23 protein-coding genes are annotated in these 23,817 nt (G+C 40.5%); 10 read left to right on the forward strand and 13 right to left on the reverse strand.

What is annotated here, in order from left to right:
• Positions 1 to 5: 5 nt before the first annotated feature.
• From HMPREF1154_RS04125 to HMPREF1154_RS04160, 9 genes are all read left to right on the forward strand, one after another.
• Positions 6 to 2,504 (forward strand): response regulator, encoded by a 2,499-nt coding sequence (locus tag HMPREF1154_RS04125; protein WP_009641311.1) that lies wholly within the window; start codon positions 6 to 8, stop codon positions 2,502 to 2,504.
• Complete coding sequence (locus HMPREF1154_RS04130) at positions 2,476 to 4,476, forward strand: hypothetical protein (RefSeq protein WP_009641294.1); 2,001 nt, start codon at positions 2,476 to 2,478, stop codon at positions 4,474 to 4,476. Before HMPREF1154_RS04125 ends, HMPREF1154_RS04130 begins: the two co-directional genes overlap by 29 nt.
• A gap of 69 nt (positions 4,477 to 4,545) precedes the next feature.
• Entirely contained in the window at positions 4,546 to 5,853 is a 1,308-nt protein-coding gene (locus HMPREF1154_RS04135) for an AAA family ATPase (RefSeq protein ID WP_009641326.1), read from the forward strand.
• A gap of 12 nt (positions 5,854 to 5,865) precedes the next feature.
• The gene (locus tag HMPREF1154_RS04140) at positions 5,866 to 6,426 is read left to right on the forward strand and encodes a hypothetical protein (RefSeq protein ID WP_009641283.1); all 561 of its coding nucleotides are present in this window, start codon (positions 5,866 to 5,868) and stop codon (positions 6,424 to 6,426) included.
• A gap of 93 nt (positions 6,427 to 6,519) precedes the next feature.
• Positions 6,520 to 7,308 (forward strand): hypothetical protein, encoded by a 789-nt coding sequence (locus tag HMPREF1154_RS04145; RefSeq protein WP_009641319.1) that lies wholly within the window; start codon positions 6,520 to 6,522, stop codon positions 7,306 to 7,308.
• Between the two features lie 18 nt (positions 7,309 to 7,326).
• Entirely contained in the window at positions 7,327 to 7,893 is a 567-nt protein-coding gene (locus tag HMPREF1154_RS04150) for a hypothetical protein (RefSeq protein ID WP_009641281.1), read from the forward strand.
• Positions 7,894 to 7,951: 58 nt separating this feature from the next.
• The gene (locus tag HMPREF1154_RS13300; protein WP_157231239.1) at positions 7,952 to 8,122 is read left to right on the forward strand and encodes a hypothetical protein; all 171 of its coding nucleotides are present in this window, start codon (positions 7,952 to 7,954) and stop codon (positions 8,120 to 8,122) included.
• A 170-nt stretch (positions 8,123 to 8,292) separates the two neighbouring features.
• The gene (locus HMPREF1154_RS04155; RefSeq protein ID WP_009641298.1) at positions 8,293 to 9,327 is read left to right on the forward strand and encodes a hypothetical protein; all 1,035 of its coding nucleotides are present in this window, start codon (positions 8,293 to 8,295) and stop codon (positions 9,325 to 9,327) included.
• A gap of 13 nt (positions 9,328 to 9,340) precedes the next feature.
• The gene (locus tag HMPREF1154_RS04160) at positions 9,341 to 9,796 is read left to right on the forward strand and encodes a 5' nucleotidase, NT5C type (protein ID WP_009641302.1); all 456 of its coding nucleotides are present in this window, start codon (positions 9,341 to 9,343) and stop codon (positions 9,794 to 9,796) included.
• On the opposite strand, the gene HMPREF1154_RS04165 is transcribed toward HMPREF1154_RS04160, so the two are convergent.
• The 11 genes from HMPREF1154_RS04165 to HMPREF1154_RS04215 form a co-directional block, all read right to left on the reverse strand.
• Positions 9,788 to 10,474: a response regulator transcription factor gene (locus HMPREF1154_RS04165; RefSeq protein WP_009641305.1), complete on the reverse strand. Its 687-nt coding sequence runs from the start codon at positions 10,472 to 10,474 to the stop codon at positions 9,788 to 9,790. The two genes, HMPREF1154_RS04160 and HMPREF1154_RS04165, sit on opposite strands and share 9 nt — an antisense overlap.
• Positions 10,444 to 10,893, reverse strand: a complete 450-nt coding sequence (locus HMPREF1154_RS04170; RefSeq protein WP_009641293.1) for an acyl-CoA thioesterase — start codon at positions 10,891 to 10,893, stop codon at positions 10,444 to 10,446. The genes HMPREF1154_RS04165 and HMPREF1154_RS04170 overlap by 31 nt, the downstream gene beginning before the upstream one ends.
• Positions 10,868 to 12,142: an ABC transporter permease gene (locus tag HMPREF1154_RS04175; protein ID WP_009641315.1), complete on the reverse strand. Its 1,275-nt coding sequence runs from the start codon at positions 12,140 to 12,142 to the stop codon at positions 10,868 to 10,870. The genes HMPREF1154_RS04170 and HMPREF1154_RS04175 overlap by 26 nt, the downstream gene beginning before the upstream one ends.
• Positions 12,135 to 12,884, reverse strand: coding sequence for an ABC transporter ATP-binding protein (locus tag HMPREF1154_RS04180; RefSeq protein WP_009641317.1), 750 nt, complete (start codon positions 12,882 to 12,884; stop codon positions 12,135 to 12,137). The genes HMPREF1154_RS04175 and HMPREF1154_RS04180 overlap by 8 nt, the downstream gene beginning before the upstream one ends.
• Positions 12,881 to 13,279, reverse strand: coding sequence for a hypothetical protein (locus tag HMPREF1154_RS04185; protein ID WP_009641279.1), 399 nt, complete (start codon positions 13,277 to 13,279; stop codon positions 12,881 to 12,883). Before HMPREF1154_RS04185 ends, HMPREF1154_RS04180 begins: the two co-directional genes overlap by 4 nt.
• The gene (locus HMPREF1154_RS04190) at positions 13,279 to 13,716 is read right to left on the reverse strand and encodes an acyl carrier protein (RefSeq protein ID WP_009641280.1); all 438 of its coding nucleotides are present in this window, start codon (positions 13,714 to 13,716) and stop codon (positions 13,279 to 13,281) included. The genes HMPREF1154_RS04185 and HMPREF1154_RS04190 overlap by 1 nt, the downstream gene beginning before the upstream one ends.
• Before the next feature lie 2 nt (positions 13,717 to 13,718).
• Positions 13,719 to 14,648, reverse strand: a complete 930-nt coding sequence (locus HMPREF1154_RS04195; RefSeq protein WP_009641304.1) for a M48 family metallopeptidase — start codon at positions 14,646 to 14,648, stop codon at positions 13,719 to 13,721.
• A gap of 67 nt (positions 14,649 to 14,715) precedes the next feature.
• Positions 14,716 to 15,348 (reverse strand): coiled-coil domain-containing protein, encoded by a 633-nt coding sequence (locus tag HMPREF1154_RS04200; protein ID WP_009641287.1) that lies wholly within the window; start codon positions 15,346 to 15,348, stop codon positions 14,716 to 14,718.
• Positions 15,349 to 15,386: 38 nt separating this feature from the next.
• Positions 15,387 to 15,953 carry a LemA family protein gene (locus HMPREF1154_RS04205; RefSeq protein ID WP_009641295.1) on the reverse strand — a complete coding sequence of 189 codons (567 nt, stop codon included), beginning with the start codon at positions 15,951 to 15,953 and terminating at the stop codon, positions 15,387 to 15,389.
• Positions 15,954 to 16,143: 190 nt separating this feature from the next.
• Complete coding sequence (gene feoB / locus HMPREF1154_RS04210) at positions 16,144 to 18,258, reverse strand: ferrous iron transport protein B (RefSeq protein ID WP_009641321.1); 2,115 nt, start codon at positions 18,256 to 18,258, stop codon at positions 16,144 to 16,146.
• Positions 18,251 to 18,496 (reverse strand): FeoA family protein, encoded by a 246-nt coding sequence (locus HMPREF1154_RS04215; protein ID WP_009641290.1) that lies wholly within the window; start codon positions 18,494 to 18,496, stop codon positions 18,251 to 18,253. Before HMPREF1154_RS04215 ends, feoB begins: the two co-directional genes overlap by 8 nt.
• Positions 18,497 to 18,595: 99 nt before the next feature.
• Here HMPREF1154_RS04215 and HMPREF1154_RS04220 point away from each other — a divergent pair, with 99 nt between their 5' ends.
• Positions 18,596 to 20,062 (forward strand): hypothetical protein, encoded by a 1,467-nt coding sequence (locus tag HMPREF1154_RS04220; protein WP_009641292.1) that lies wholly within the window; start codon positions 18,596 to 18,598, stop codon positions 20,060 to 20,062.
• 71 nt (positions 20,063 to 20,133) lie between these two features.
• Here the strand turns inward: HMPREF1154_RS04220 and alaS are convergent, their stop codons facing one another.
• On the reverse strand, positions 20,134 to 22,767 hold the full coding sequence (gene alaS, locus HMPREF1154_RS04225) for an alanine--tRNA ligase (protein ID WP_009641329.1): 2,634 nt from the start codon (positions 22,765 to 22,767) through the stop codon (positions 20,134 to 20,136).
• 83 nt (positions 22,768 to 22,850) lie between these two features.
• On the reverse strand, positions 22,851 to 23,630 hold the full coding sequence (gene murI / locus HMPREF1154_RS04230) for a glutamate racemase (protein WP_009641286.1): 780 nt from the start codon (positions 23,628 to 23,630) through the stop codon (positions 22,851 to 22,853).
• Positions 23,631 to 23,817: the final 187 nt, after the last annotated feature.

Consider the following 23,817-nt stretch of genomic DNA (forward strand, 5'->3'; position numbering starts at 1 on the left):
ATATAATGGCTCGTATTGTTCTTATTTCTGACTATAATTTCTTAGTGAATAGAAAAGAGGTCATTTGCATAGGGAGTGCTCCAGAAGAGGTATTGGAGGAGATAGAGGAGCTAACACGTACTGAGACGGTGGATCTGTTCCTGATTAGTTTGGATTATATTCCTATAGGGAAGCAGCATATTATTCAGCGAACCACTCATACAGGAATAGAAGTCCTTAAGCGGTTGCGCCTAAAGCGCTACCAGCAGCATTGTGTGGTCTTTTCTTTTCTACCAAGGGAGCATTTTATCCTCTCTGACCCTAAGAATTTACTCCTATATGCCCCAGGGGTAACCTACTATCAGTTACCTATTGATTTGCAAGCGTTAGATTTCGATACGCTTAAGGCTTTACAAGCACCGCAAGACCTTAGTGCCTTCTTTAAGGCGGAAGTACAAGTGGCCGATGATCGCCATTTTATAGCCAACTGGTGGGGGGTCTATACCCTTTGGCAGGTGCATAAGGTCATACAAACTTATCAGGGGCAAGCGGCTTCCCCACAACAGGGACAGATAGAAACCTTAGAAGACTTTTTTAAGGATACGCAGGCTTGGAAGCACATGAATAGTTTACAGGGATTGTTGGCTCAGTATCTTAATCCTTTGGATGAAACAAGTATATTAGCCGAACTCCAACAGAAAGAGGATTTGGATCAGAGGGAAATTACGACATTGCCCGAAGAGGTAAGAGAACGATTGGAAAATGTAGTAGAAGAATTAGAAACAGAAATAGGACTTTTACAAAAATCCCCTTATGAGTTAGGTGATAAAGAAGTAGAATTACGCTTAAAACAGAAATATGAAGCATTTGTAAGGAGGCTATTGGAAGCAGGAGGAAGTTTGGGTATCCCCTCCGATGAACTTAGGGAGGAATTAAAGGAAGAACTACAAGCTATTTTAGAGAAAATAGAGCAAGATAATGAAGGAAAGTATATACAGGAGGGATTTTATGAGCTGATAGAAGATATCTCCGCTCATATAGAAAAAGTTTTTGGGAACAAAGAGCAGCAGGATAGTCTTTGGAATAGATATCTGCACATCAAAGATAGGTGCAATAGAACACCGCCCCAGATTATTTATGTAGATGACCAAGCAGAGGAAGGTTGGTCAAAGGTATTCCAGTATATGCTCTATGGTGGTGAAAATCAAGAGTACTTTAAGACCATTGTTCCTGATAAGAAAATAGGAGATGATGAAGAATTTGTAGATGAGGTAATCAAAGCAATAGAAACTAAGGTAGAAGCACATGAGCAAAAGAACAAAGGGCAGTTAGTATTGCTTATTTTAGATTTGCGCCTACGAGGAGAGAAAGGGGATATAACAGTGTCGCAGCTGTCTGGCATTAAGGTACTTGCCCGATTGAAAAAGGCTCTTTTCTCTTACCCCATACTTATCACGACAGCTTCTAACAAAAGAAACCCCTATAGAGAAGCGCTCCAACTGGGAGCTCTTGCCTATTGGCAGAAAAAGGGATTGGACGAACGCAATGATACCGATTCCCTATTGGAAAACTATATGAGTTTTATGCAATTGGTATACCATTTGGTCTTAGAAAATAAAAGTATATCAGTACTATATAAAAAATTGATACCCTACTATAAAGGGAGCAAAGCTAATAGAAATATTTATTGGTGGCAGACAGAATTTTGGAAAAAAGAGGTAAAGAAAATATCTAATCTAGAAGATCTAGCAAGTTTGAAATATAGTGATATAAAGGATAAAAAAATAGTAGAAAGAGAAAAGATATGGGAAGTGATAGAAGAAACGATAGAACTCTATAGAGATTTTATTCGTAATAAAGAGATAGAGAATGGATATAGGAATATGTTAGCTTTGTATAATAGTCTGATTGTTATTTATTTATATAAGGTATTTGAAATAATTTTTTTTATTCCAATAGGAAAAAATGGATGGGAAGTTCCTGATAAGGACAAGCTAAATGAAATGATCCCAGACGAAAAAAAGGCTCTCCCCGATAAAGAAAGAAAATATAATAATATAATATATATAAGGAATAAAGCTGTTCATCGGAAAGATATAACTACTCAAGATCTTCATACTTTTATTGACAACATCTTTGATTTGTTAAAGAATGAGGCAGGAATGAATTTTGGAATTATTCCAATGGTTCAGGACTTAGTAGATGTCAATAAAGAATATGACGATACTAAGATATATACCTGTAGAATTAGAAAATTTGAAGAGAAGAAAACTAATTGGGTTGTGCATTTAAAAGACATAAATACAGAAGAATTAAAAAAGGAAGGATTTACTATAGCAGAAGGAAAAAATATCAGATGTGTTTTTGCAAAGGAATATATAACCAAAGAAGAATTATACAATTTAATAAAAGAAGGTAAGCAAATAGAATTTGCAATTTGTAAAGAACAAAAAAATGTAGATAAAATAAAAATATCAATTAAAAACAATAATAGCCATGATCAAGAAAACCCTGATATGTCTTAATGAAGATTTAGGCTTCTTAGAAAACTACTTCAAAAACGTTTTCTTCGAAGGAAATTCTAAGATAGCATGCGAGTTTATTTATGATAAAGTGGCTTTTGACAGGAAGAAACAGGCTATAGAGAACAATGCTTATGATGCGATTGTTGTCCTCTGTGAGCTTACTTGGGAGGGGCATGCTTTTGCCCAGTTGTGGGGGATTGAGTTGGTACAGCAAGAGCTCTGCCTGAACTCTCATATCTTTACCCCGGTGCTATTTGTTTCCCTTTTCTCCCAAGCCGAGATACTACAGCGGGAGCCGCATAAAAAGATTATCGCGGCCTATGCGCTAGGTTATCATTTTATCCAACTTCCTATAGCTACAAAGGATGATATGGCTCGCTTTTATAACATGGAGCGAGTAGGTACTCTTGAAAAGGAAGATGCCTATCATTTTGCTTCTCGTAAAGCGATGGTACAGGCCATTCGCCATGATGTAAAGAATACCCCTGAAAGCATTGAGATCAGTAGGCAACGCCTGCTAAAGCTCTTAGAAACCGCCGCTGAAGGCTACCAACAAAGAGCGGAAGAGATTAAGACTAAAATGGGAGCATCCCCGCTAACAGTGGAGGATATTATTGCTATCTGCAACGAGATAGAACCTTGGTTTGTCGATGAATACACCCGTCCTTCTTCCTTTCTGGAGGGATCTACCCCCCAAAAAAATTACAAAGTCCTTTTCTTAGAGGATGAAGCTAATTTATTAGATGATTTAGAGAAAGAGGCTCAGGGGAAGATAAAGATTATACACTGTACCCAAACTTCCAAGGCCTTAAAGAGAATAAAACAAGATAAAAGAAATGAGATCAAGGTTGTAGTGGTGGATTTCCGTATATGGGACAAGCCAGAGGATTACTATAATCAACGCATGCTGGAACCTCAGGGCTACTGTTTTATAGAGAAGGTAGTTGCCATGGGGCATTATTGTGTATTTATAGCGCTTTCGGAGCTTCCCAGAATGTTCCAGCATCGTATCTCCAGCCTTAGCTCTATACTGATTGTTCCTGAGAATAAGCAATTGGTACTCTCAACAGCAGAACAGCGCGTCCATTTTATCCAGAAACTTCACTATTGGGCTGCCGATACCGAAGAAAGACTAAAGGTCAATGCCTTTGGAAGTGAAAAACTCTTTGAGTTTTATAAGTGGCTTTTGATGCAGAAAAAAGAGCTTAAAAAGATAGATACAGAAGCTATAAAGCTTATAAATAGTTTTAAAAATGAGATAAACAATAATAAAAGTAATATATTTATCAAGGAGTTTAAAGAAACCAAAGAATTATTAGAAAGTAAAAGTTATAAAAGTGAGTGGAAAATAGAGGAAAAAGAACTTTCTAATAAAGAATATGTTGAAAAATGGGTTGAAAAGATATTTGAAGATTACTGGATAGAAAGAATATGGACTAATTTATTGAAAGCTGATATTAGATATATGTTAGAAAGTGATGGAATAGGTGATGATATAATAGAAAAATATTTTGAAAAATTTGAAAATATAAAAGAAAAATCTGATTTCAATAAATATAAAGAAGAAATAATTGAAAATTTAGTGGGAGTAATTTCTATTGGAGAATTAAAGAATAAAATAAAGGAATTGAATTATAATGAAGATAGGAAAACTTTTGTAAATAAGCTTATTATTCGTCGTTTTGCTATTTACTTATATTATTGGATAGAAAAAGAATTTTCAGAAGAGAATCTGATAAAGAATCATAAAATAGCAGCAGTTAATTATTTTTTGATAAATTATAAGTTTGATGAAAATGAGACCTATAAAAAACCTGATAATAGGATCACCAGTAAATGCTTACGCCTAACCCCAAATACAAGCAGAAGAACTATAAATAGGCTACAAGATATAGCTCTCACTTTCGAAGAGGTGATATTCTTTAGAAACAACAATGAACTTGACTTATATAACAAAATTAAGGATCACTAAATAGCTCATACCAACTCATACCCCTATCGGCTAAGAAAAACGTAACTTGCATTCCAAAAGAACAACACTATGGAAATGCAAAATATAGATACCCAAATCAAAGAACTGCTCCTTACTAATACTTCCTTGGACTTTCCTTTTGTAAAGCGTATCTTGGAGGGATTACCTAAAAAGAGCGAGGCACTTAAAAAGAACCTCCAACAGAAGTTGGAACAGCACCTCTTGGGCTTTGCCGAGGAAGTGAGTAAGCTACAAGGGACTGACCGTTATCAGCAGTGTTGCCAGCAGGCCAAGGCTTATCTGAAGAATTGGATGACCCATATAGAGGAGGTACCCCTCTCTCAAATAAAGAAATTGTGCAAGCGTACACACTTGTCTTTCTTAGATATAGGAGAGGATTTTATCACACCTACTACCTTATATGCTTATGCTCAAAAATATGTAAAAGGCCAAGATGCCTACCTTAGGAAACTTTCCTTATGCCTCTATACCCACTATAAGCGACTACGGACTTCGGATCTTTCTTTGCCTAAAGCGAATCTCTTGGCCTACGGGCCTACGGGGGTGGGGAAGACCTATAGCGTACAGGTACTGGCCGATGTATTGGGTAGTGAGTTCGGTGTTATTAATTGCAATTCTGTCGTACAAGAAGGAATCGTAGGGGCTTCCCTGACGGATGTATTTGCAGAGATTTACCAGCGAACCGGCCAAAACCTTGCGGCAGTAGAACAGTCAGTTATCCTCCTCGATGAGTTTGACAAACTCTTCTATAGCGGCACCTATAACGATAGAATTATCAATGAATTGCTCAATCTTATTGATGACAATGGTAAGGCCACTTTTTCCACCCCTTCTTTATATAATAGTAAGGTCAGTCATACTATTTCTACTAAGAAAATACTATTCCTTTTTACAGGTGTTTTTGATCAACTCAATAAAGCAAGAATAAATGGGTTTGTGTCATCGGAGACAAAGACAGGCAAAGAGGAAGGCACTTTCTATGATAAGGCCACTCGTGAGGATTTCCTTAAGGTTATCAAAAAACGAGAGATACTGGGGCGTATCAGTGATTTTGTAGCCCTTAAGCCTATTACTCCTGCTATATTAAAAGAAATTTTATTGGGTGATTCCTCTCCCTTGCGCAGCTATGAGCATTTTTTCAAACTGCATAATACTACCCTAAAGGTAGAGGAAAAAGCCATACAGAAATTAGCCTCCTATGCTGCCGATAAGCAGTTGGGTGTTAGAGGGCTCAACAGCCTGCTTTGGGAAATTCTCCAACAGGATATGCAGCAGGTACAAATCCCTACAGAGGCTACAGAGAGTAGAAAACTCTGCATCGATCTACATTACTTAAAAAACAGAATAAAACACTAAAAATAACTCACCATGAAAGAAGAAAAACCTTTTATTGATTCAGTCATTGAAGACCTATACAAGGAGGAAGACCTAAAAGAAACCCTCTCTCAGTACGACTTCTATTTTGGAACCCTTAAGGGAAAAGACTTTAAGGAGTCAGAAATATATAAAAGATATTTATCTCAATTTGCAGCCCTTCCTTTCACTTGTCATGATGCTTCTGAGTATGATGATATCTTTGATTGGGACTTACTATACCGATTTATCTTTGCTTCCGCTTCTATGGAATACTATTTCAAGATCAATAAGTCACAGGATAGCCTGCCACAAATAGACTTGCATATGGTGGTCGTAAAGGGCAGTGAGGATCGACAGATGACAGATAAAATCTTAGCTGAGCTATGGAGCTTTCAGATCATCAGGCTTTACTATATATTTCTTAGAGAGCAAATAGAATTATTTGTTATAAGTTTAGTTGAAGAAGATGATGAAGATTCTTCATTTACTCAGTCGATGAAGGATAGAATAACACATTTTCAACTACTTAAGGACAAGGTTCTTATAGAGCTTGAGCTTTATGAGTTGGTATAGAGGGCATACGAACTCATACAAAACACCTCAAAAATTCGCTTTATATTTGTACTGTTATTAGAAGCTATGTATAACTTTAAAAATAATTTTATTATGAAGACTAAGAAATCAACCCCCATTAAGGTTGTTAGCTTCGGGAAGAAGAGTGCTGAAGCCATAACTTTTATAGAAAAAGAAAATACTCTTAAAGGCGCAGACTATGTGTTCTTAGATAAGGAGAAAGCGTATACAGAGGAGCAAATAGGAACGATCTTAGAAGACGAAACAGAGCTGGTGTTCTTTGTTGCTTATGTGAATGAAATTATCACAGAATCTGTAACTATAACCCAGTTATGTAAGGAGCTGGGGATTGCCACTATAGGTGTTCTTATCTCAGAAAGGCAGAAGGCTACCCAATCAGAAGAATTGAAGTCATTTCGCCAATCCTTAGATGGCATATATATTGTAAAAGAAGAGGATTCCTATCCGAGGGTACTTTCTATCATCGACAATTGTATCAGCTATTTCTCTGATGATTATAATCAATTTCGAGATGTAATAGAGAACCCAAGAAAAGGTTTTGTAACCCATGTAGCATCAGGGAAAGGCAGTGCGAAATCCCGTGCTCAACAAGCTATTACCACCGCACTGACCTCCGCAAAAGTGTCTATAAAAGCTTCTGCACTTCCTATAAAGAGCCTTAGGGAGGCCCAGTCGCTTGTTGTACGTGTCTTCTCTAGTGGCAGGAAGAAGGCAGGCAAAGAAGAAATAGTAGAAATAGCTGAGTCTATACGGAAGGAGATTCCTATTGACTGTCCAACGACTGTTTCTATTGAAGACCAAACAAAACCATTATTAGGAAATAGCCTTGTGGTTGTACTACTCATCACTGTAAAGAAGTAATTTAAAAATATCCGAATTATGAAAAATAATACATCGCCTATTGAGGAGTTGGAGAAATATCAATCCGACTACGAAAAAAGAGCAAAAGCAATTGAAGCTATCTCTCAGGAGATCACTCTTATAGGAGTAGGTGGGGGAGGAGTTAATTTTTTAGCAAATGCGAAGCAAAAGCTAAGGGCTTCCTATACCTTTCTCGAATACAATCTTTCTCAAGTACCTAATATAGAAGAAATGCTACTTGGTGTAAAGCGTTTATTCCTCTATACTTCATTAGGAGGGCAGACTGGCTCAAAGATTACGCCACTTATAGCAAAAGCAGCACATTCAATGAGTATTCCTACCTCTGTGGTAGTAGCTTTCCCCGCTACCTATGAGGGGGGATATAGAAAAAATATAGCACAGATTGCCTTAGATGAGTTGAGAACTTGTGCTATAGACCACTTAGAAGTTGTATATCAAGATGACCTGAAGACTTTCTTTGGGAAATATCCTCTACGACATTACTTTGCGGCATTAGATGACTATATTCTTTGGAATCACATGAATCCTTTGATAGATGAATATATAAAAGAACAGATAAATTAACAACTCAAGTGTCAGCTATGATTTTGGGCAACCTACTGATCAGCCCAATCCTAAAGATATGGAACTATTCATTATCTTAGGCAAAGGCCAGCAACAGGGTAGGGGCTTACATGAACTGAACTTTTATGAGGTGCAAGAAATCTTTGACTTCCTGATAATAGAACAGTTTATGGCTTCTATTAATTTAGCAGAAGAACAAGCATGCGGCTTAGAGGCTGCACAACTATAGTCTCCTTACGCCAAGAGTGCTATGAAACTTTCCAAGAGAAAATACAAAAAGTGATTCGAGCAAGGTAGTTAGGGAGGAATGATTAAAAAGCCACTCCTTGAGATGAATCTTTTCCTTTTCAGGGAGTGTGCTTTTAAAATTAACAAAGAGAAATAATTCAATAATTTTTTATGGATACTAAAAACGTAAATGAGTCTATTAAGATAATAGGAGTAGGAGGTGTAGGCTGTAATGATCTTGCCTTTATGTATAAGTATAATCGGCCCAAGGAGGTTGATCTTTGGGTCTTTAATACCGATAAAGAGAGCTTAGAAAGGAATCTAGTGCCGAATAAGCTCCTATTGGGAAAGGAGTTTTTCACAGACACTAATCGTGAGCCTCAGAAGGGGTTACAAGCAGCTCAAGAGAGTGAGGAGCAAATCAAGCAAGTATTGGAAGGCAGTACTATGGTATATCTTATTGCTGCGACAAGTGGTGGTACAGGAGCAGGGGCGACTCCCTACATTGCTAAGCTCTGCAAGGAGATGGGCATCCCTTGTGTAGCGGTAATCACGACCCCTTTCTCCATTGAGAGTTTAGCAGCCCTTAAACGCTCACAAGCAGCCATAACACAGCTCAGAAACTATATTGATAAGGTGCTCGTAGTGGATAACGAAAAACACCGACACCTCCCCAAAGAAGAAAAGGAACATACTCATAGTCCAGTTTGTAATATGGATATAAGAGAAATATATGACTATTTGGAAGAACTTAGATTATATACTGCTCAAGAACGGGAAAATAGACCCAAGGAAGAAACAGAAGAAAATAAAGGGAAATTGAATTTCTTTGATAGCACTTCCCAAACAGTAGCCTCCATAGTGGGTGGTCTTGTCAATATCTTTCAGGACAATAGTCTTGAAAATCAGCAACTTTTAGCAGCTCAAGCTGGGATAGATATTATAGCAAGGGGAATAGCCAAAGGAGAAGACCGAGCTAAAAAGGCAGTTGCCCAAATCTTAGCTTCTTTAGAAGAGGAGGTAGGGAAGATAAAGAAGATCTTCTTAATTCTAAACTATGATAAGCAGCCAGTAACGCTGGATGAAGTAGCGGTTATAAACGAAGAAATTACCAAGGCTATGGGTAATCAACTGGAATACTCTTTTGTGATAGGGCAAGATTTCTCACAAGGAGATAACTTGTCGGTGACATTTTTACTCTTATAAATAGCAGAAAATCATGAAAAAAATCCTTTATATAGACATGGATAATGTGCTGGTGGATTTTCCCACTGGGATTGCAGCCTTATCCGATGAACTGAAAGAAGCCTATAAGGGCAATTATGATGAGACACCTGGTATTTTCTCACTTATGCAACCTATGAAAGGGGCGGTCGAGGCGGTCAATGCGTTGGCTGAGCATTATGATATATATGTGCTTTCTACAGCACCTTGGCGTAATCCTTCTGCTTGGAGCGATAAATTGCAATGGATACAGAAATACTTCGCGAAAGAAGAAGATAGCCCCCTGTATAAGCGATTGATACTCAGTCATCACAAAGACCTCAATCGGGGGGATTACCTTGTAGATGACCGTACTAAAAACGGAGCAGAAAACTTCCAAGGAGAGCTAATCCTTTTTGGCTCAGAAACCTATCCTGATTGGGATCATGTGGTTAGAAGACTACTACACTAACCTATACCCCACGCCCTTGGTGGTCTTAATCCTTGTCTGGCCGAGTTTGTCTCGGAGCTTTCCTATATGGACGTCAATGGTCCGGCTGTGTGCTACGGCAGGGTCTGCCCAAATGTGAGTGGCTATTTCCTCACGGGAGAAAAGTCGGTTAGGGGCGGAGAGCAACAAGGAGAGTAGCTCATATTCTTTTTTTGTTAATACATATTGCCTATCTCCTTTAGTAAGGGTATATGTCTCTTCGTCCAAAGAGAAATCTCCATAGACCAAGGGCTGTTTCACCTCTTTGCGTTTTTGGAAACAGAGCTTAACAAGCGCCTCAAGCTTGTAGATAAAAAGCTTGGTTTTCAAACGCTTGTATATAAAATCATCGGCTCCCGCCTCAAAGCCCGCAAGGAGCGCATAATCTTGGTTCTCTTCGGCCAATAGCACAATGACAGGACGGGTAGGCAGTTGCATTTGGCGCAATCGCTCGCATACTTCCACACCATCGGTGTCGGGCAAGAAGATATTCAGCAGTAATAGTTCGGGTGTCGTTCGCTTAATGATACGCAATGCCTGTGCTCCAGATATGGCGGTGAGCACTTCAAATCCAGCTTGTTGCAAGGTAGGTGCTATATATTCCAGCCACTGGGTATCGCTATCTATGATTAGGAGTGTGATAGGTGTTTCTCTTTCCATTGGGTATAAAATTCTGGATTATATAGGCAAAGGGTACCTTCTTTCAAGTGGGTAAATACCTGTACGGTCTCACCTGTACAGACTAACTCTTTTTGCTCATTGTAGATATAGTATTGGAAGACCAATTTGGCCGCAGAGGTATCCATATAGTTAGTCTCTACCGCTAAGAGTTCTCCGTAGCGCACCATTTTCTTATGTTCGCATACACTCTTTACAATAGGGGTAGCAAATCCATGGCGCTCTACCTCCAGATAGGAAATACCATATTTCCTACCAAAAGCCTCCCGCCCCTCCTCAAAGTACTTGATATAGTTGCCATGCCATACAATACCTAAGGGATCCGTCTCGCTAAAGCGTACCCTGAGTTGCACCGTTTCACTTAAAGAGGTAGGTCTATAGATTTCTTTTTGCCTTGTCATATACTATAGAAATTACTATACAAAGAATAAAAAACAGCAGTAAAAGTCCCACTTTGCCTGCTATAGCTGAGAACTCACCTACTCTAAGAAGTACCTCATAGAAAGCCTGCAAACCCCAGTTCATAGGAGAGAGCTTAGCTATGGTTTGCATAAAGGGAGGCATTACAAATACAGGAATCCATACCCCGCCGATAGCAGCCAAGATTACTGTAAGTGTTGCTCCCAGTGGTGCCGACTGTTCTTGGGTATGGCAGAGGGTTCCCAAAAGTACCCCCAAGCCAATGGCAGCCGTAGTGGAGGCCGTAGCTACAGCCAATAGTCCCCATACACGTCCGCCTATCTCCAAAGCAGGTAATCCCATAAGAGGGAAAAGGTACAAACCCAGCAGAACCATAAGGACAAACTGTAGGATACCTATAACTAAGAACACTAAGATCTTGGCCATAAGCAACTCCCCATAAGAAAGAGGAGAGGTCAAAAGTCGTATATTTGTCCCTTGTGTCTTCTCTCTTACGATATTGGCCGAGAGTGGAATGGTGATAAAAAAGATAGCAAAGAGCGCCCATGCAGGTACATTGTGCTGTACCGAATTGGGCAGTTGAGCAGCAGGGGTAGGATTGATTTCAGTAAAAGTAACGAGACTTCCTTCTGTGGAGAAAGGCAGTTGTTTGCCTTCCCCTAATTCCTTTTCAAAGGCAGTGTAGATAGAACGATTTTCTACCTGATACATCATCTTATCTATATGGGTTTTGACCGTTTCCTTAAAGGAGAGTGGTAAGGTAGGATCAAAGTAGAGACGTATCTCCTTGGGTTCAAAAGGTTTGAGAGAATCTTCAATAGACGTCTCTTCCATAAAAGCACTGAGTATCCTATCTACCTTTTGCTTTACTTCACGCTCAAGGTCTTCGGAGAGGTGAGCGGGGAGCACAATGGCCATGGGGAATTTTCCTTCACGTATCATACGCTTAGCCTTTGTCTCGCTAAGATCTCTGATAGCATCATCGGAGAGAACCGAAAAGAAACCACTCTCTTCCATGCTCTTGCGTATATGTGCTCCTACTGCCCCATAGTCATTATCTACCAATAGCACGGCCGTTTTTTGCTCGGTGATATTGCGAAAAGCACCATCCTGCAAGAGGGTAATGGTAACAACTAAGACCAAGGGCATTACAAATAGGATAATAAGCCCTCCTAAGTCCCTGCTAATAAGCAGTATTTCCTTATGGATAGAAGCAACCAACTTATTCATAGGCTATATCTTGAGAAGTGAGACGAACGAACACCTCCTCCAAGTTTTGGACTTGGTTTTCAGCTATAAGGTTTTCAGGGGTGTTTTCACAGCGTAAGAGGCCTCTATCTAAGATAAGCACTCTGTGGCAAAAATCCTGTGCTTCTTGCATATGATGGGAGGTGTATAGTACAGACATACCCTGTCTATTAAGTTCTTTTAGGTAGTCTATGATGATAAGTTTGGAACTCACATCGACCCCTACGGTAGGTTCGTCTAAGAAAAGTACTTCAGGGGTGTGAAGAATACCTGCCAAAAGGTTGATACGCCGCTTCATTCCTCCAGAGAAGTGTTTGATTTTCCTATCTGCTACCTCTAGAAGACCAACCCGCTCCAGTCCTTGAGTGACTCGCTCTTGTACTTGCTTGCCCTTAAGTCCATATAAGCTAGCAAAATAATGGAGATTTTCCCTTGCCGTAAGGGTAGGGTAGAGGGCATATTCCTGAGGTACAACCCCTATTTTATAGCGAATTTGTTGGGCTTGTCCTTTATAAGAGAGTCCACTTATAGTGAAGTTTCCAGCAGTAGGCTGAATCCCTCCCATAAGAATAGACATGAGAGTCGTTTTCCCTGCCCCATTGGTGCCCAAAACGCCATAAATTTCTCCTTTCTGCACAGCAAAAGAGAGGTCTTTCAGGGCAAAATCCTCAGATTCTTTATATTTCTTATACAAATGGGTTACTTCTACTACTTTTTCTATCATATCGCTGAGAAGTTTTTAAGTTCTTCTACAGAAATTCCAAATATTTCCGCATATTTTCTCAAAGTCTTCTCTGACAAACGAGCAAATACCTTAGGCTTAGCATGTCTCTTGATAATCCATTGCCATCTGTTCATATAACTAGCTAAGGTAGCCCAATCCATACGTTCACGTATCATATAGTACACTATGGGACTTTGCTTACCTGCTTGTATCTGAGTCTTTGCCTCTTGCATCTGCTCCTGTAAAAGGCCAAAAGAAGCCTCCAAGGCAATATTCTTCACCTCCCAACCTTCACTTAGGGCAGTGGTATATTTTCCCTGAGCATCTGTTACATAACAAAGCTCTTTCATGCCATCTAAAGCTCCTTTTTCTTGAGGGAGTTCGTTTTCTTTCATCAGTCGTTTTCTTTTATAAAAAGGTTCATTTGTGCGGTTGCCAATAAGTGCTGCTGGTAATAAGCGGCACAATCCATCGCACAGATACTATACCCCTTATCATCATAACGAGAGAGCAGGGAGGCCTCGGTGCGAATGGTTTGGGTGACTTGCGGTAGGTCAAATATTTCAGCTTTCTTTATAGCGCTGATATAGCCTATGATTTTCTTAGAGCCTTCGTCATTTTTATCAAAGAAAAATTGTCCCACAATAGCCGAACAGGTTTGAGCCATATTCTCTATCAATCCCGATTCGGTGAAGTATCCCTCGCACAAGAAGATACAATCTTCCTTGATCTGAAAACAAGTAACAATACTTGTATCATTGATAAGAGTGATGGTATCGAGCATTTGCATAGGGGGGCGATGGGGTAGGTATTTGAGGATAGAGGGGTGCATTGTCAATACTGTTCTAATACTTGGATACGCTTTTCAATAGGCGGGTGAGTGGCAAAAAGAGAGAAAAAGCCTTCAGCTTTGTAGTCAATAAAAAGCTCCTTCACCTCGTCATTTCCCACTTCTTTTAGGGTAGAGTGTCCCGATATTTTTCTCAGTGCACTGGCCAGTGCCATGGAATTATGAGTGAGTTCCACTGCTCCTGCATCGGCCATATATTCACGTGAGCGAGAGAGCGCCAGCTTAAAAAGAATAGAGAGGAAATAGATAGCCCCTGCCACTAAAAGAATAATAAGCAAGAGCATGGCTCCGCCGCCCTTGTCATTCTTGCGATTGCGAGAGGAAAACATATTACCCCCTCCGTTTAGGAGCATTCGTAAGGCCAAATCGGCTATAGTGGCGAAGATACCGACAAACACAATAGTGACTATCAGTAGGCGCACATCACGATTGCGGATATGCGTCAGTTCGTGGGCGATCACTCCCTCTAATTCCTCGTCATTGAGCCTATTGATAATCCCACGTGTTAGGGTAATGGCAAAAGTTTTTTCATTGATCCCCGAAGCAAAAGCATTGAGCGCATCACTCTCTATGATATAGAGCTTAGGCATGGGCATTCCTACCGACATACATAGGTTTTCTGTCAGGTTATACACCCGCTTGTTATCCCTACGCTCCAAAGGCTCCGAATGAGTTGCCATTTGGATCATCTGGGTATGGAAGAAGTAGGAGATAACAAACCATATACCCACTCCCGCCAGTACTATAGGAACTACTGAAAGGAATTGCATATTGGTTTGTTCTATATCTTGGTCAGAGAGCACATACAATACCACATATACCCCTACTAAAATAAGTAGTGGGAACGCCAAGAGAAACAATACAGACTTGGTATTATTTCTTGTTATTTGTTGTTGTATTCCGAGGTATTGCATTCCTTAACTAAAGTAAAAGGTAAAAAGTAATGACAAGTAAAACCTATGCATAATAATTCCTATGGGACTATTTTGTAAAATATAACCCCAATATCATAAGCATCATAGAGATAAAGAAGCCTACTAACCATTTTATGATATTATTATTCATCTGTGTAAAGGCCTTATGGATATCTTCTTTTAGTTCAGAACGAAGTAGCGCTATTTCTTCCTTGAGTTCTGAACGAACCTGAGAGATTTCTGCATGAAGTTGTGCCACATGTACTTCCATGTCTGCACGGAGCTGTGCTATTTCTTCCTTGAGTTCAGAACGAACCTGAGAGATTTCTGCACGGAGCTGTGCTATTTCTTCCTTGAGTTCTGAACGAACTTGAGAGATTTCTGCACGGAGTTGTACTACATGTCCCTCCATATCTGTACGAACTTGAGAAATTTCTGCACGAAGCTGTACTACATGCCCTTCCATATCCATACGTAATAGCTTGATTTCTGTATGGAGTTTTACTAATTCTGCTGTAAGATCAGAGCGCTGTTGTGAGACTTCAGAACGAACTTGCGCCATGTCTATCCTTAGCTCTGTTTGCTCCTTCTTTATCTCTGTGAGGTCTGTAAGATGTGTTATATAGGAGGTTAGAAGCTCTGCTATTTCTATTCCAAATTTATCTCTGACAGCTTGGTATAATTCTGTAACGGTTGCCATAGTTTCTCTTTTTAACCTTTAACAAGGCATGGTATTACTTACGAAAAAGAAATCTCTGGTGCTTTATCCAATTGTTTGCGTTCCTCTTTTCCTAAGTCAAAGAATGGCTGAGGAGTCATGTGTTTAAAGCCTGCGACAATATTGGTAGGAATGGATTGGATTGCCGTATTGAGTTCCTTGGTAGTGGAGTTGAAATAACGACGTACAGAGGCCAATTTGTTCTCTATATCAGCAATCTCTTCCTGCAAGTGCATAAAGTTGGTATTGGCTTTCAGTTCTGGATAGGCCTCTACTTGTATACTGAGAGCACGCATAGCTGAAGAGAGTTCTTTTTCAGCCTCAATTTTATCATTTACGGTAGTGGCACTGAGCGCCTGAGAGCGCGCTTGAGTTACGCGAGTGAGTACCTCCGCCTCGTGGTTCATATAGCCCTTTACAGCAGCTACTAGCTGTGGAATTAGGTCATGGCGCTGCTTGAGCTGTACATCTATATCAGCAAAAGCATTCTCTCGGTTATTGGCCAAGGCTACCAATTTGTTATTGGCACTGATGTACCAAAGCGCGACTACCACTACAAGGGCAATGACAATAATAAGTCCAGTCATGATAAGATGATTTTAAATTTCTCGCAAAAGTAATCAAAAAAAACGAGTATTCCTACTTTTTTAATGCCAATCAATAGTTAAAATGAAGAAAGGCTAAACCTTCTAAGACGCAATAAATTGCGTCTCTATCCGGGTACAAGCCAATTTGTAGAAACGCAATTTATTTCATCTTAACTAATTAAACTTTTGTTTATAAACTCAAAAGCTGATAAGCAGCAAAGGCCGAAAGATACGCAAAGCCAGTCATGAAAACCCATTGCAAAATAGCCCATTTCCAGCTATTGGTTTCCTTGCGTACGATGGCAAAGGTACTGATACACTGCATAGCGGAGGCAAAGAATAGTAGGATAGAGACCCCCGTGGCCAAATTAAAGACAGGGGTGCCGTCGGGACGCATCTCTTGTTGCAAACGAGCCACTACCGTGCGTTGTTCAGCCTCACCTTCTTCTACATCTACCTCACCCAAACTATAGATAGTGGCCAAGGTACTTACAAAGGTCTCACGTGCGGCAAAGGAACCTAATACAGCTATACTGATCTTCCAGTCATAGCCTAAGGGACGGAACACAGGTTCTACAAACTTGCCCATATTTCCCAAAAGGGAGTTTTCGGTACGATAGCTTAAAAGGTAGTGTTCCTTCTCGTCCTCATCCCAACCATATTGGCTGGCCAGCTGCTCGGTATGTACCTCAGCATTGCGGTACTTCTCACTTAGCCCATGGGTCTGTAAGAACCAGATGAGTACCGTCATGAAGAATATAATCTTCCCTGCACTGAGAACGAAGGCCTTAGACTTATCATATACGGTTAGTAGCACATTTCGTGCCAAAGGTACTTTGTAGGTTGGCATCTCTACAATAAAGTGTGTTTGGAACGCATTCTTCAGCACCAAGAACTTGCTCAAGAGCCAAGCGGAGAAGATGGCCATAAATACGCCAAACATATAGAGTAAGAAAAGCGCTACTGCCTGATTGTTAAAGAAGAAGTAATTTCCCTCTGGAATCACGAGCTTTATCATAATCAGATAGATAGGCAGTCTTGCCGAACAAGTAATAAAGGGAGTTACCAGAATAGCAATTAATCGCTCACGCCAGCTCTCAATAGTACGGGTAGCCATTACCGCAGGTATAGCACAGGCAGCACCTGAGATTAGCGGAATAGTTCCCTTACCATTAAGCCCAAAGGGACGCATGATCCTATCCATAAGGAAAACCACTCTACTCATATAACCGCTTTCCTCTAGTAGGGAGATAAAGAAAAAGAGCAGCGCTATCTGGGGAACAAAAGAAACTACGGCAGTAAGCCCTGGAATCACCCCATCTACCAGAAGGGAGGTGAGCGAGCCTTCGGGCAATACATTGCCGATCCAAGTGCCTACCCAGCCTAAGGCGCTTTCTATCCATCCTTTGGGGTATTCACTTACATAGAATATCATTTGGAAAATCAGCAGTAATATGGCCATAAAAATCACATAGCCCCATACCTTGTGCAAAAGAATTTTATCCAAAAGGGCACGAGTACCCACTGCTGTTACCTTATAAGTATCCTTGAGTGCATGGTTTATAGCCTGATAACGGAGAATGGTCTCCCGCTGCTGCATTTTCTTGATTTCGGCCTCGGTTTTTATATGCTCTTTTTGAATTTCGACCTTGCGCAATGCCCCTATCACCTCAAAGTTTTGAGAGATGACCATCCAGAGTTTGCCTAATTCTTCATTGGGGAATTTCTCCTTGAGCGTTTTGAAATAAGTAGGGTCTATACGGTTGATATCTATAACCTTCTCCAAGGGGAGTTTTTTGTAATTGATAATCAACTCTTTCAACTCCTCTATCCCCATTTTCTGTCGAGTGCTCACAAGAGCTATGCGTGTATGGAGTGCGGCTTCCAAGGCGGGTATGTCTATGGTGATACCACGAGGCTTCATCCGATCAGCCATATTGATGGCCAAGATCATAGGAATGCCAAAGTCCTTTATCTGGGTATAGAGATAGAGGTTTTGCTTGAGGTTTTCCACATCGGCCACCAGCACTACCACATCGGGAAAATCTATATCATCTTTGTCCAAGAGACAACTGATGGCCACCTTCTCGTCCATAGAATTGGGATTGGTGCTATAGGTGCCTGGTAGGTCGTATATTCGGGCATTGATCGTTTGGGAAAGCTTACAAAAGCCCACTTTCTTATCCACAGTAACCCCTGGGTAGTTTCCCACATGCTGGTTCATACCTGTTAGCAGGTTGAAGATAGAGGATTTTCCCACATTGGGGTTTCCTATCAGTGCTACTTTTATCTCATGCTTACTCATTGGAATCTGAATTAGAGAGTTCTACCTCAATATATTGTGCCATCTCTCGGCGAATAGCCATATGAGTATCATTAATAATCAAATAGAGTGGGTCTCCCAAAGGGGCTATCTCGACCAGTTCTATACTATTGCCAGGAAGGCAGCCCAGCTCCAATAGTTTTATCGGCAACTGTTCGGTAGCTACATCCTTGATAAGACATTTATCCCCACGCTTAAGGTCATTGACGGTAAGAGCCATGTTTATTTATACTTAATTTAAGGAGGCAAAGATACTATTTTTTTCTTATATATAAAAAATTTTATTTACTTTTGTCCTGTATAAGAAAGACAAAAGCCTATGAAAAAATATCTTTTACGTTCGATAGTATTGGTGCAGCTCACTTCGCTTGCTATCGTTGGCCTACTTGTTTTTATAACCCAATTTATCAACGATAAGGTCTATCTGTATGGGTACGAACCTGCTGAAGAATTCCTGAAAGTCATACTCTCTCCCTTCTATGTCCTTATCGATAATAGTCAGTATGGCAACTCCTTTTTCTTGCTGCTACATTCCCTCTGCCTTTTCTTGTTTTTCTCTATGGTAGTGGGAAATATCATAGGGGTTATTTGGTATTATATCAAGAAAAAAACACTTAAAGCCCTACCTTGGATGGAGGATTTCCTACTGGGGGAGGTTATTTTCATAGGTATATTGGTTATCAATTATCTTATCATCTATCTGACGAATCATTTTTCCTTCGAATTAGAAAAAGACACCTCCTTACTTATGTTTATGGCAGCCTTTGCGGGGTGCCTTCCCGTTTTTCTTTTAGGCAGATGGCTTTGGCGACGCGGTATTCGACTATTGGGAGGTGTGGCTTTGGCCATTTGTGGTATCACCCTTGCCTTTGTATCGGGTATTAGTATCTATGCCTATCATAAACAGCCGAAAGAGCAGAATTTTGATGACTATTCCTATATCAATAAAGATTACGACCCTGAGCCAAGAGCGACCGACTCTTATGTATATTATGAAGAAGAAGAACCTATAGAAGAGAGTCCTGAAGAAGAGGATGAGCCTTGTATTACCTATCGTATTGAAGAAGAAACCAAAGGGACCTACAATCCGCTTGCTTTTAAGGCAGACCAAGAGGATTATATGGAATGGGATAAGCCTGAGGAGTTTTACAAGTGGGATTCTGATAAATTTGGTCGTGATTTCTTTACAAAATTATTCGATCAGGTGAAATCTGTACTTGGTTTAGAAGAAATCTCTCGTGAGATAGACCGTAGTAAAGAAAGCAAAGATGCCCAAGGAAAAAACCTCTATAATTTCACGACGGAACTCGGCAAAGACTCTTATATGCTCTCCTCCTTTTGGAAACATTTCGGTACTTTTACCCTAGAAAATATGGATCAGAATCAACTGCTCCGTTATAGTGCTAGAGCGCGTTACCTACTTAAGGTGTATTATCTGGATAAGAACAATATCTCTTTATACAAAGACATCAACCGAGTGATGGAACAAACCGAGAAAGAAGAGCCTGCTTCAGGAGGTTATAGTGAGAAATGGATGCTAGAAAACCAACTAAGAGGACTGGTAAGGATATATACTCAGTACAATCTCTCTGAGGAACTCCGCCGAGATCTGAACAATAGTGATATAGAAGATACGGCAATACGCTGGGCATATTCCTTTTGGGCACGCCGATATAAGGAGAAAAACATCCCTATCACCCTGCGTATTCTCTTTGATGTCAATTCTTATGTAAAAGAAAAATATCCTGAGAAATATGATAGGGCAGCAGCTCAGTATATTTTTTAAAATACAACAAATGGCGTCTCTACATAAATAGAAACGCCATTTATTATGTATTAGCTATTTTGTTATAGGTGTTATAACATGGTTTTTACCTTTTCCAAAGCCTCAGCGATACCTTCAGTCTTTTTACCCCCTGCGGTAGCGAAGAAAGGCTGACCTCCGCCGCCTCCTTGGATACATTTACCCAATTCGCGTACAATCTTTCCTGCATCTAAACCTTTGTTCTTAGCCAATTCCTTGTTGATATAGCACAAGAGTAAGGCCTTGCCATCTTCTTGAGCAGAGCCAAAGAGAATAAAGGCATCTTTGACTTCTTCACCAAGCATAAAGGCTAAGTCCTTAAGAGTGGCTAGATCCAAATCCAAGCGCTTAGAGAGGCATTGTACATCGCCAACGGGAACAAACTCGCCCTTGAGTTCGCCCTTGAGCTGTTTGGCCTGCTCTCTCTTGAGTTGCTCCAACTCCTTGTGTAGGCGTGCATTTTCCTCTTGTAAATTAGCAATAGCCTTGACAGGATCTTGAGGGTTTTTAAGGGAGGATTTAACCTCTTCCAAGAGTTTCTCTTGTAATAAGAAGTGCTTAAGGGCACCCGCATTGGTAATAGCCTCTATACGGCGTACCCCCGCGGCTACGGCTCCTTCGGAAACAATCTTAAAGAACCAGATGTCTCCTGTATTCTTCACATGGGTACCCCCACAGAGTTCTCGGCTTTCGCCAAACTGTATCATACGTACCTTATCGCCATATTTTTCTCCAAAGAGAGCCATAGCTCCAGCCTCCAAAGCCTGTTGGATAGGAATATTGCGATGCTCCTGAAGTGGAATTTTCTCATAGATACGTTTGTTCACCAAGCGCTCTACCTCAGTGAGTTCTTCCTGAGTGAGTTTGGCAAAGTGTGAAAAGTCAAAGCGCAAAGCCTCTGGAGATACATGCGAACCCTTTTGCTCCACATGAGTACCCAATACCTCTCTTAGTGCTTGATGCAATAGGTGAGTAGCACTGTGGTTGGCTTGTGCCAAAGTACGACCAGCAAGGTGTACTTCCGCCTTGAACGGATCGGTAAGGTTCTCGGGCAGGTGTTCTGCTAAGTGGATAATAAGGTTGTTCTCCTTCTTTGTATCTATAATATAAATGATTTCTCCATTGGCCGACTGTAACGTACCTCGGTCTCCTACTTGTCCTCCTCCTTCAGGGTAGAAAGGAGTAGTGTTGAATACCAATTGGTAAAGGGTACCATCCTTTTGGCTTTCTACCTTACGGTATTTGACCAAGCGTACCACTGCCTCCAGTGTATCATATCCGACAAACTCTTCTTCTTCGTCATCACGAAGTACGACCCAGTCGCCTGCTTTCACTTGAGCAGCTGCACGAGAGCGTTCTTTCTGCTTTTGGAGGTGCTCCTCAAAAGAGGCCTCGTCCAAGGTCATACCACGTTCTGAGAGAATAAGGGCTGTGAGGTCTTTAGGAAAACCATAAGTATCATAGAGTTCAAAGGCTTTACTACCTGAGAGTTGCTTATCGGTAGTGTTCTGTATCATCACATCGAGCATCAATAGCCCTTGCTCCAATGTACGCAAGAAAGAGGCTTCTTCTTCCTTAATCACACTTACAATCAAGAGGAACTCTTTTTCTAACTCATGGAAAGTGCCGCCCATTTGCTTAGCCAAGGTCTCTACCAACTTATAGATGAAAGGTTCTTTCTGTCCTAAAAAAGTAAAGCCATAACGAATGGCACGGCGTAAGATACGGCGAATCACATAACCAGCTCCATTGTTGGAGGGTAATTGTCCGTCAGCAATAGCAAAGGCGACCGCCCTAATGTGGTCGGAAATTACACGTATTGCCACATTGATCTGTTCTTGTTCGGGGGTTACCTTGATCCCATTGGTATATTTTGTTTTAGTAATTTCCTCTACCTTGTGGATCAGGGGTGTAAAGACGTCCGTATCATAGTTGGACTGCTTGCCTTGTAGCACCATACAAAGGCGCTCAAAGCCCATACCTGTATCCACATTCTGTGCAGGGAGTTTCTCCAAGGAACCATCGGCCTTACGGTTGAACTCCATAAAGACGTTGTTCCAAATCTCAATTACCTGTGGGTGATCATTATTGACTAAATCACGACCTGCTACCTTAGCTTTTTCTTCTTCCGAACGAATATCTACATGAATTTCAGAACAAGGACCACAAGGGCCTTGATCTCCCATTTCCCAGAAATTATCCTTTTTATTCCCTAAGAGGATATGATCTTCGGCGATACGCTCTTTCCAAATATCATAGGCCTCTTGGTCAAAGGGTACGCCTTCTTCAGGACTTCCTTCGAACACGGTTACATATAGGTTTTCTTTTGGAATCTTATATACTTCGGTGAGCAGTTCCCATGCCCAGCTGATAGCTTCCCTCTTGAAGTAGTCGCCAAAAGACCAGTTGCCCAACATCTCGAACATAGTATGGTGGTAGGTATCGCGTCCTACCTCTTCCAAGTCATTGTGCTTGCCCGATACACGGAGACACTTTTGAGTATCTACTACACGCTTGTACTTAGGCTTGGCATTGCCTAAGAAAAATTCCTTGAACTGGTTCATACCTGCATTGGTAAACATCAGGGTAGGGTCGTTCTTAATCACCATAGGAGCAGAGGGTACTATGGTATGTCCCTTGCTCTCAAAAAATTTCAGAAATAACTCTCTTATCTCTTGTGAGGTCATGTTTTTAAGTTTTGAGTTTTAAGTTTTGAGTTTTAAGTTTTGAGTTTTAAGTTTTGAGTTGCAAAGAACTCAAAATTTATTACTCAAAACTTTTCATATTGTACCTTTACCTGTGGAGGGGCAAAGGATTGTAATATCTCTACTTGCTTGTTCGTCAGCCAAAGGTGGGTGGGCGTAACTTCTCCCTTGGCCAGTAGGTTGTTTTGGGAGAGAATACGCTTGGTCTGTTTGGCTACTGCCTCAGCAGAGTCCATAATACGGATATTTTCTGGTAAAATCTCCGAGATAAGGGAGGTAAGATACGGGTAATGAGTACAGCCTAAGACCAAATAATCCATTCCCTCAGCGATCATAGGACGGAGATATTGCTCTAAAAGAGCGAACATCTCAGGGGTATCTATTTTTCCCTCCTCAATAAGAGGCACCAACCCTATTCCTTCTTGCTTAAGCACACGTACTCCCTTATCAAGCAAGTGCTGACAAGTATTAGCAAAGAAAGCACTCCTTAGCGTACTCTGTGTGGCCAATACCCCGATTGTTTTTGTCTGGCTATAAAGTCCCGCAGGCTTAATAGCAGGTTCTATCCCTATAAAGGGCACTTTATACTTAGCTCTAAGGTGGGTTATGGCATTGGTAGTAGCTGTATTGCAGGCTACAATAATGAGTTTGCTATTGTGGTCTAATAGGTACTCGGTATTTTTCTCGCAAAGAGCTATAATCTCCTCCGTAGACTTTTCCCCATAGGGAGCATTGAGGCTATCGGCTAAGAATAAGGTACTTTCATAGGGAAGCTGTCGCACCACTTCCCTCCAAATAGTAGTACCTCCTACCCCTGAATCAAATAAACCAATAGGACTTGTCAATTGTTATTTGTTAATTTTTTAATTCGTCTATTTCATTACAAACATTTTGAATATGATCTAATCCATAAAGTAATTCTCCTGAATTAATATTCATCCAAGTAAACAACTGTAGAATTAGATTATATCTTTGTCTTGTATAATTAGTATCAATAATTGCATTATTACTTAGAAAACAAATAGGTTCATG

The sequence above is a fragment of the Capnocytophaga sp. CM59 genome (assembly GCF_000293175.1).
Classification (GTDB): Bacteria; Bacteroidota; Bacteroidia; order Flavobacteriales; family Flavobacteriaceae; genus Capnocytophaga; species Capnocytophaga granulosa.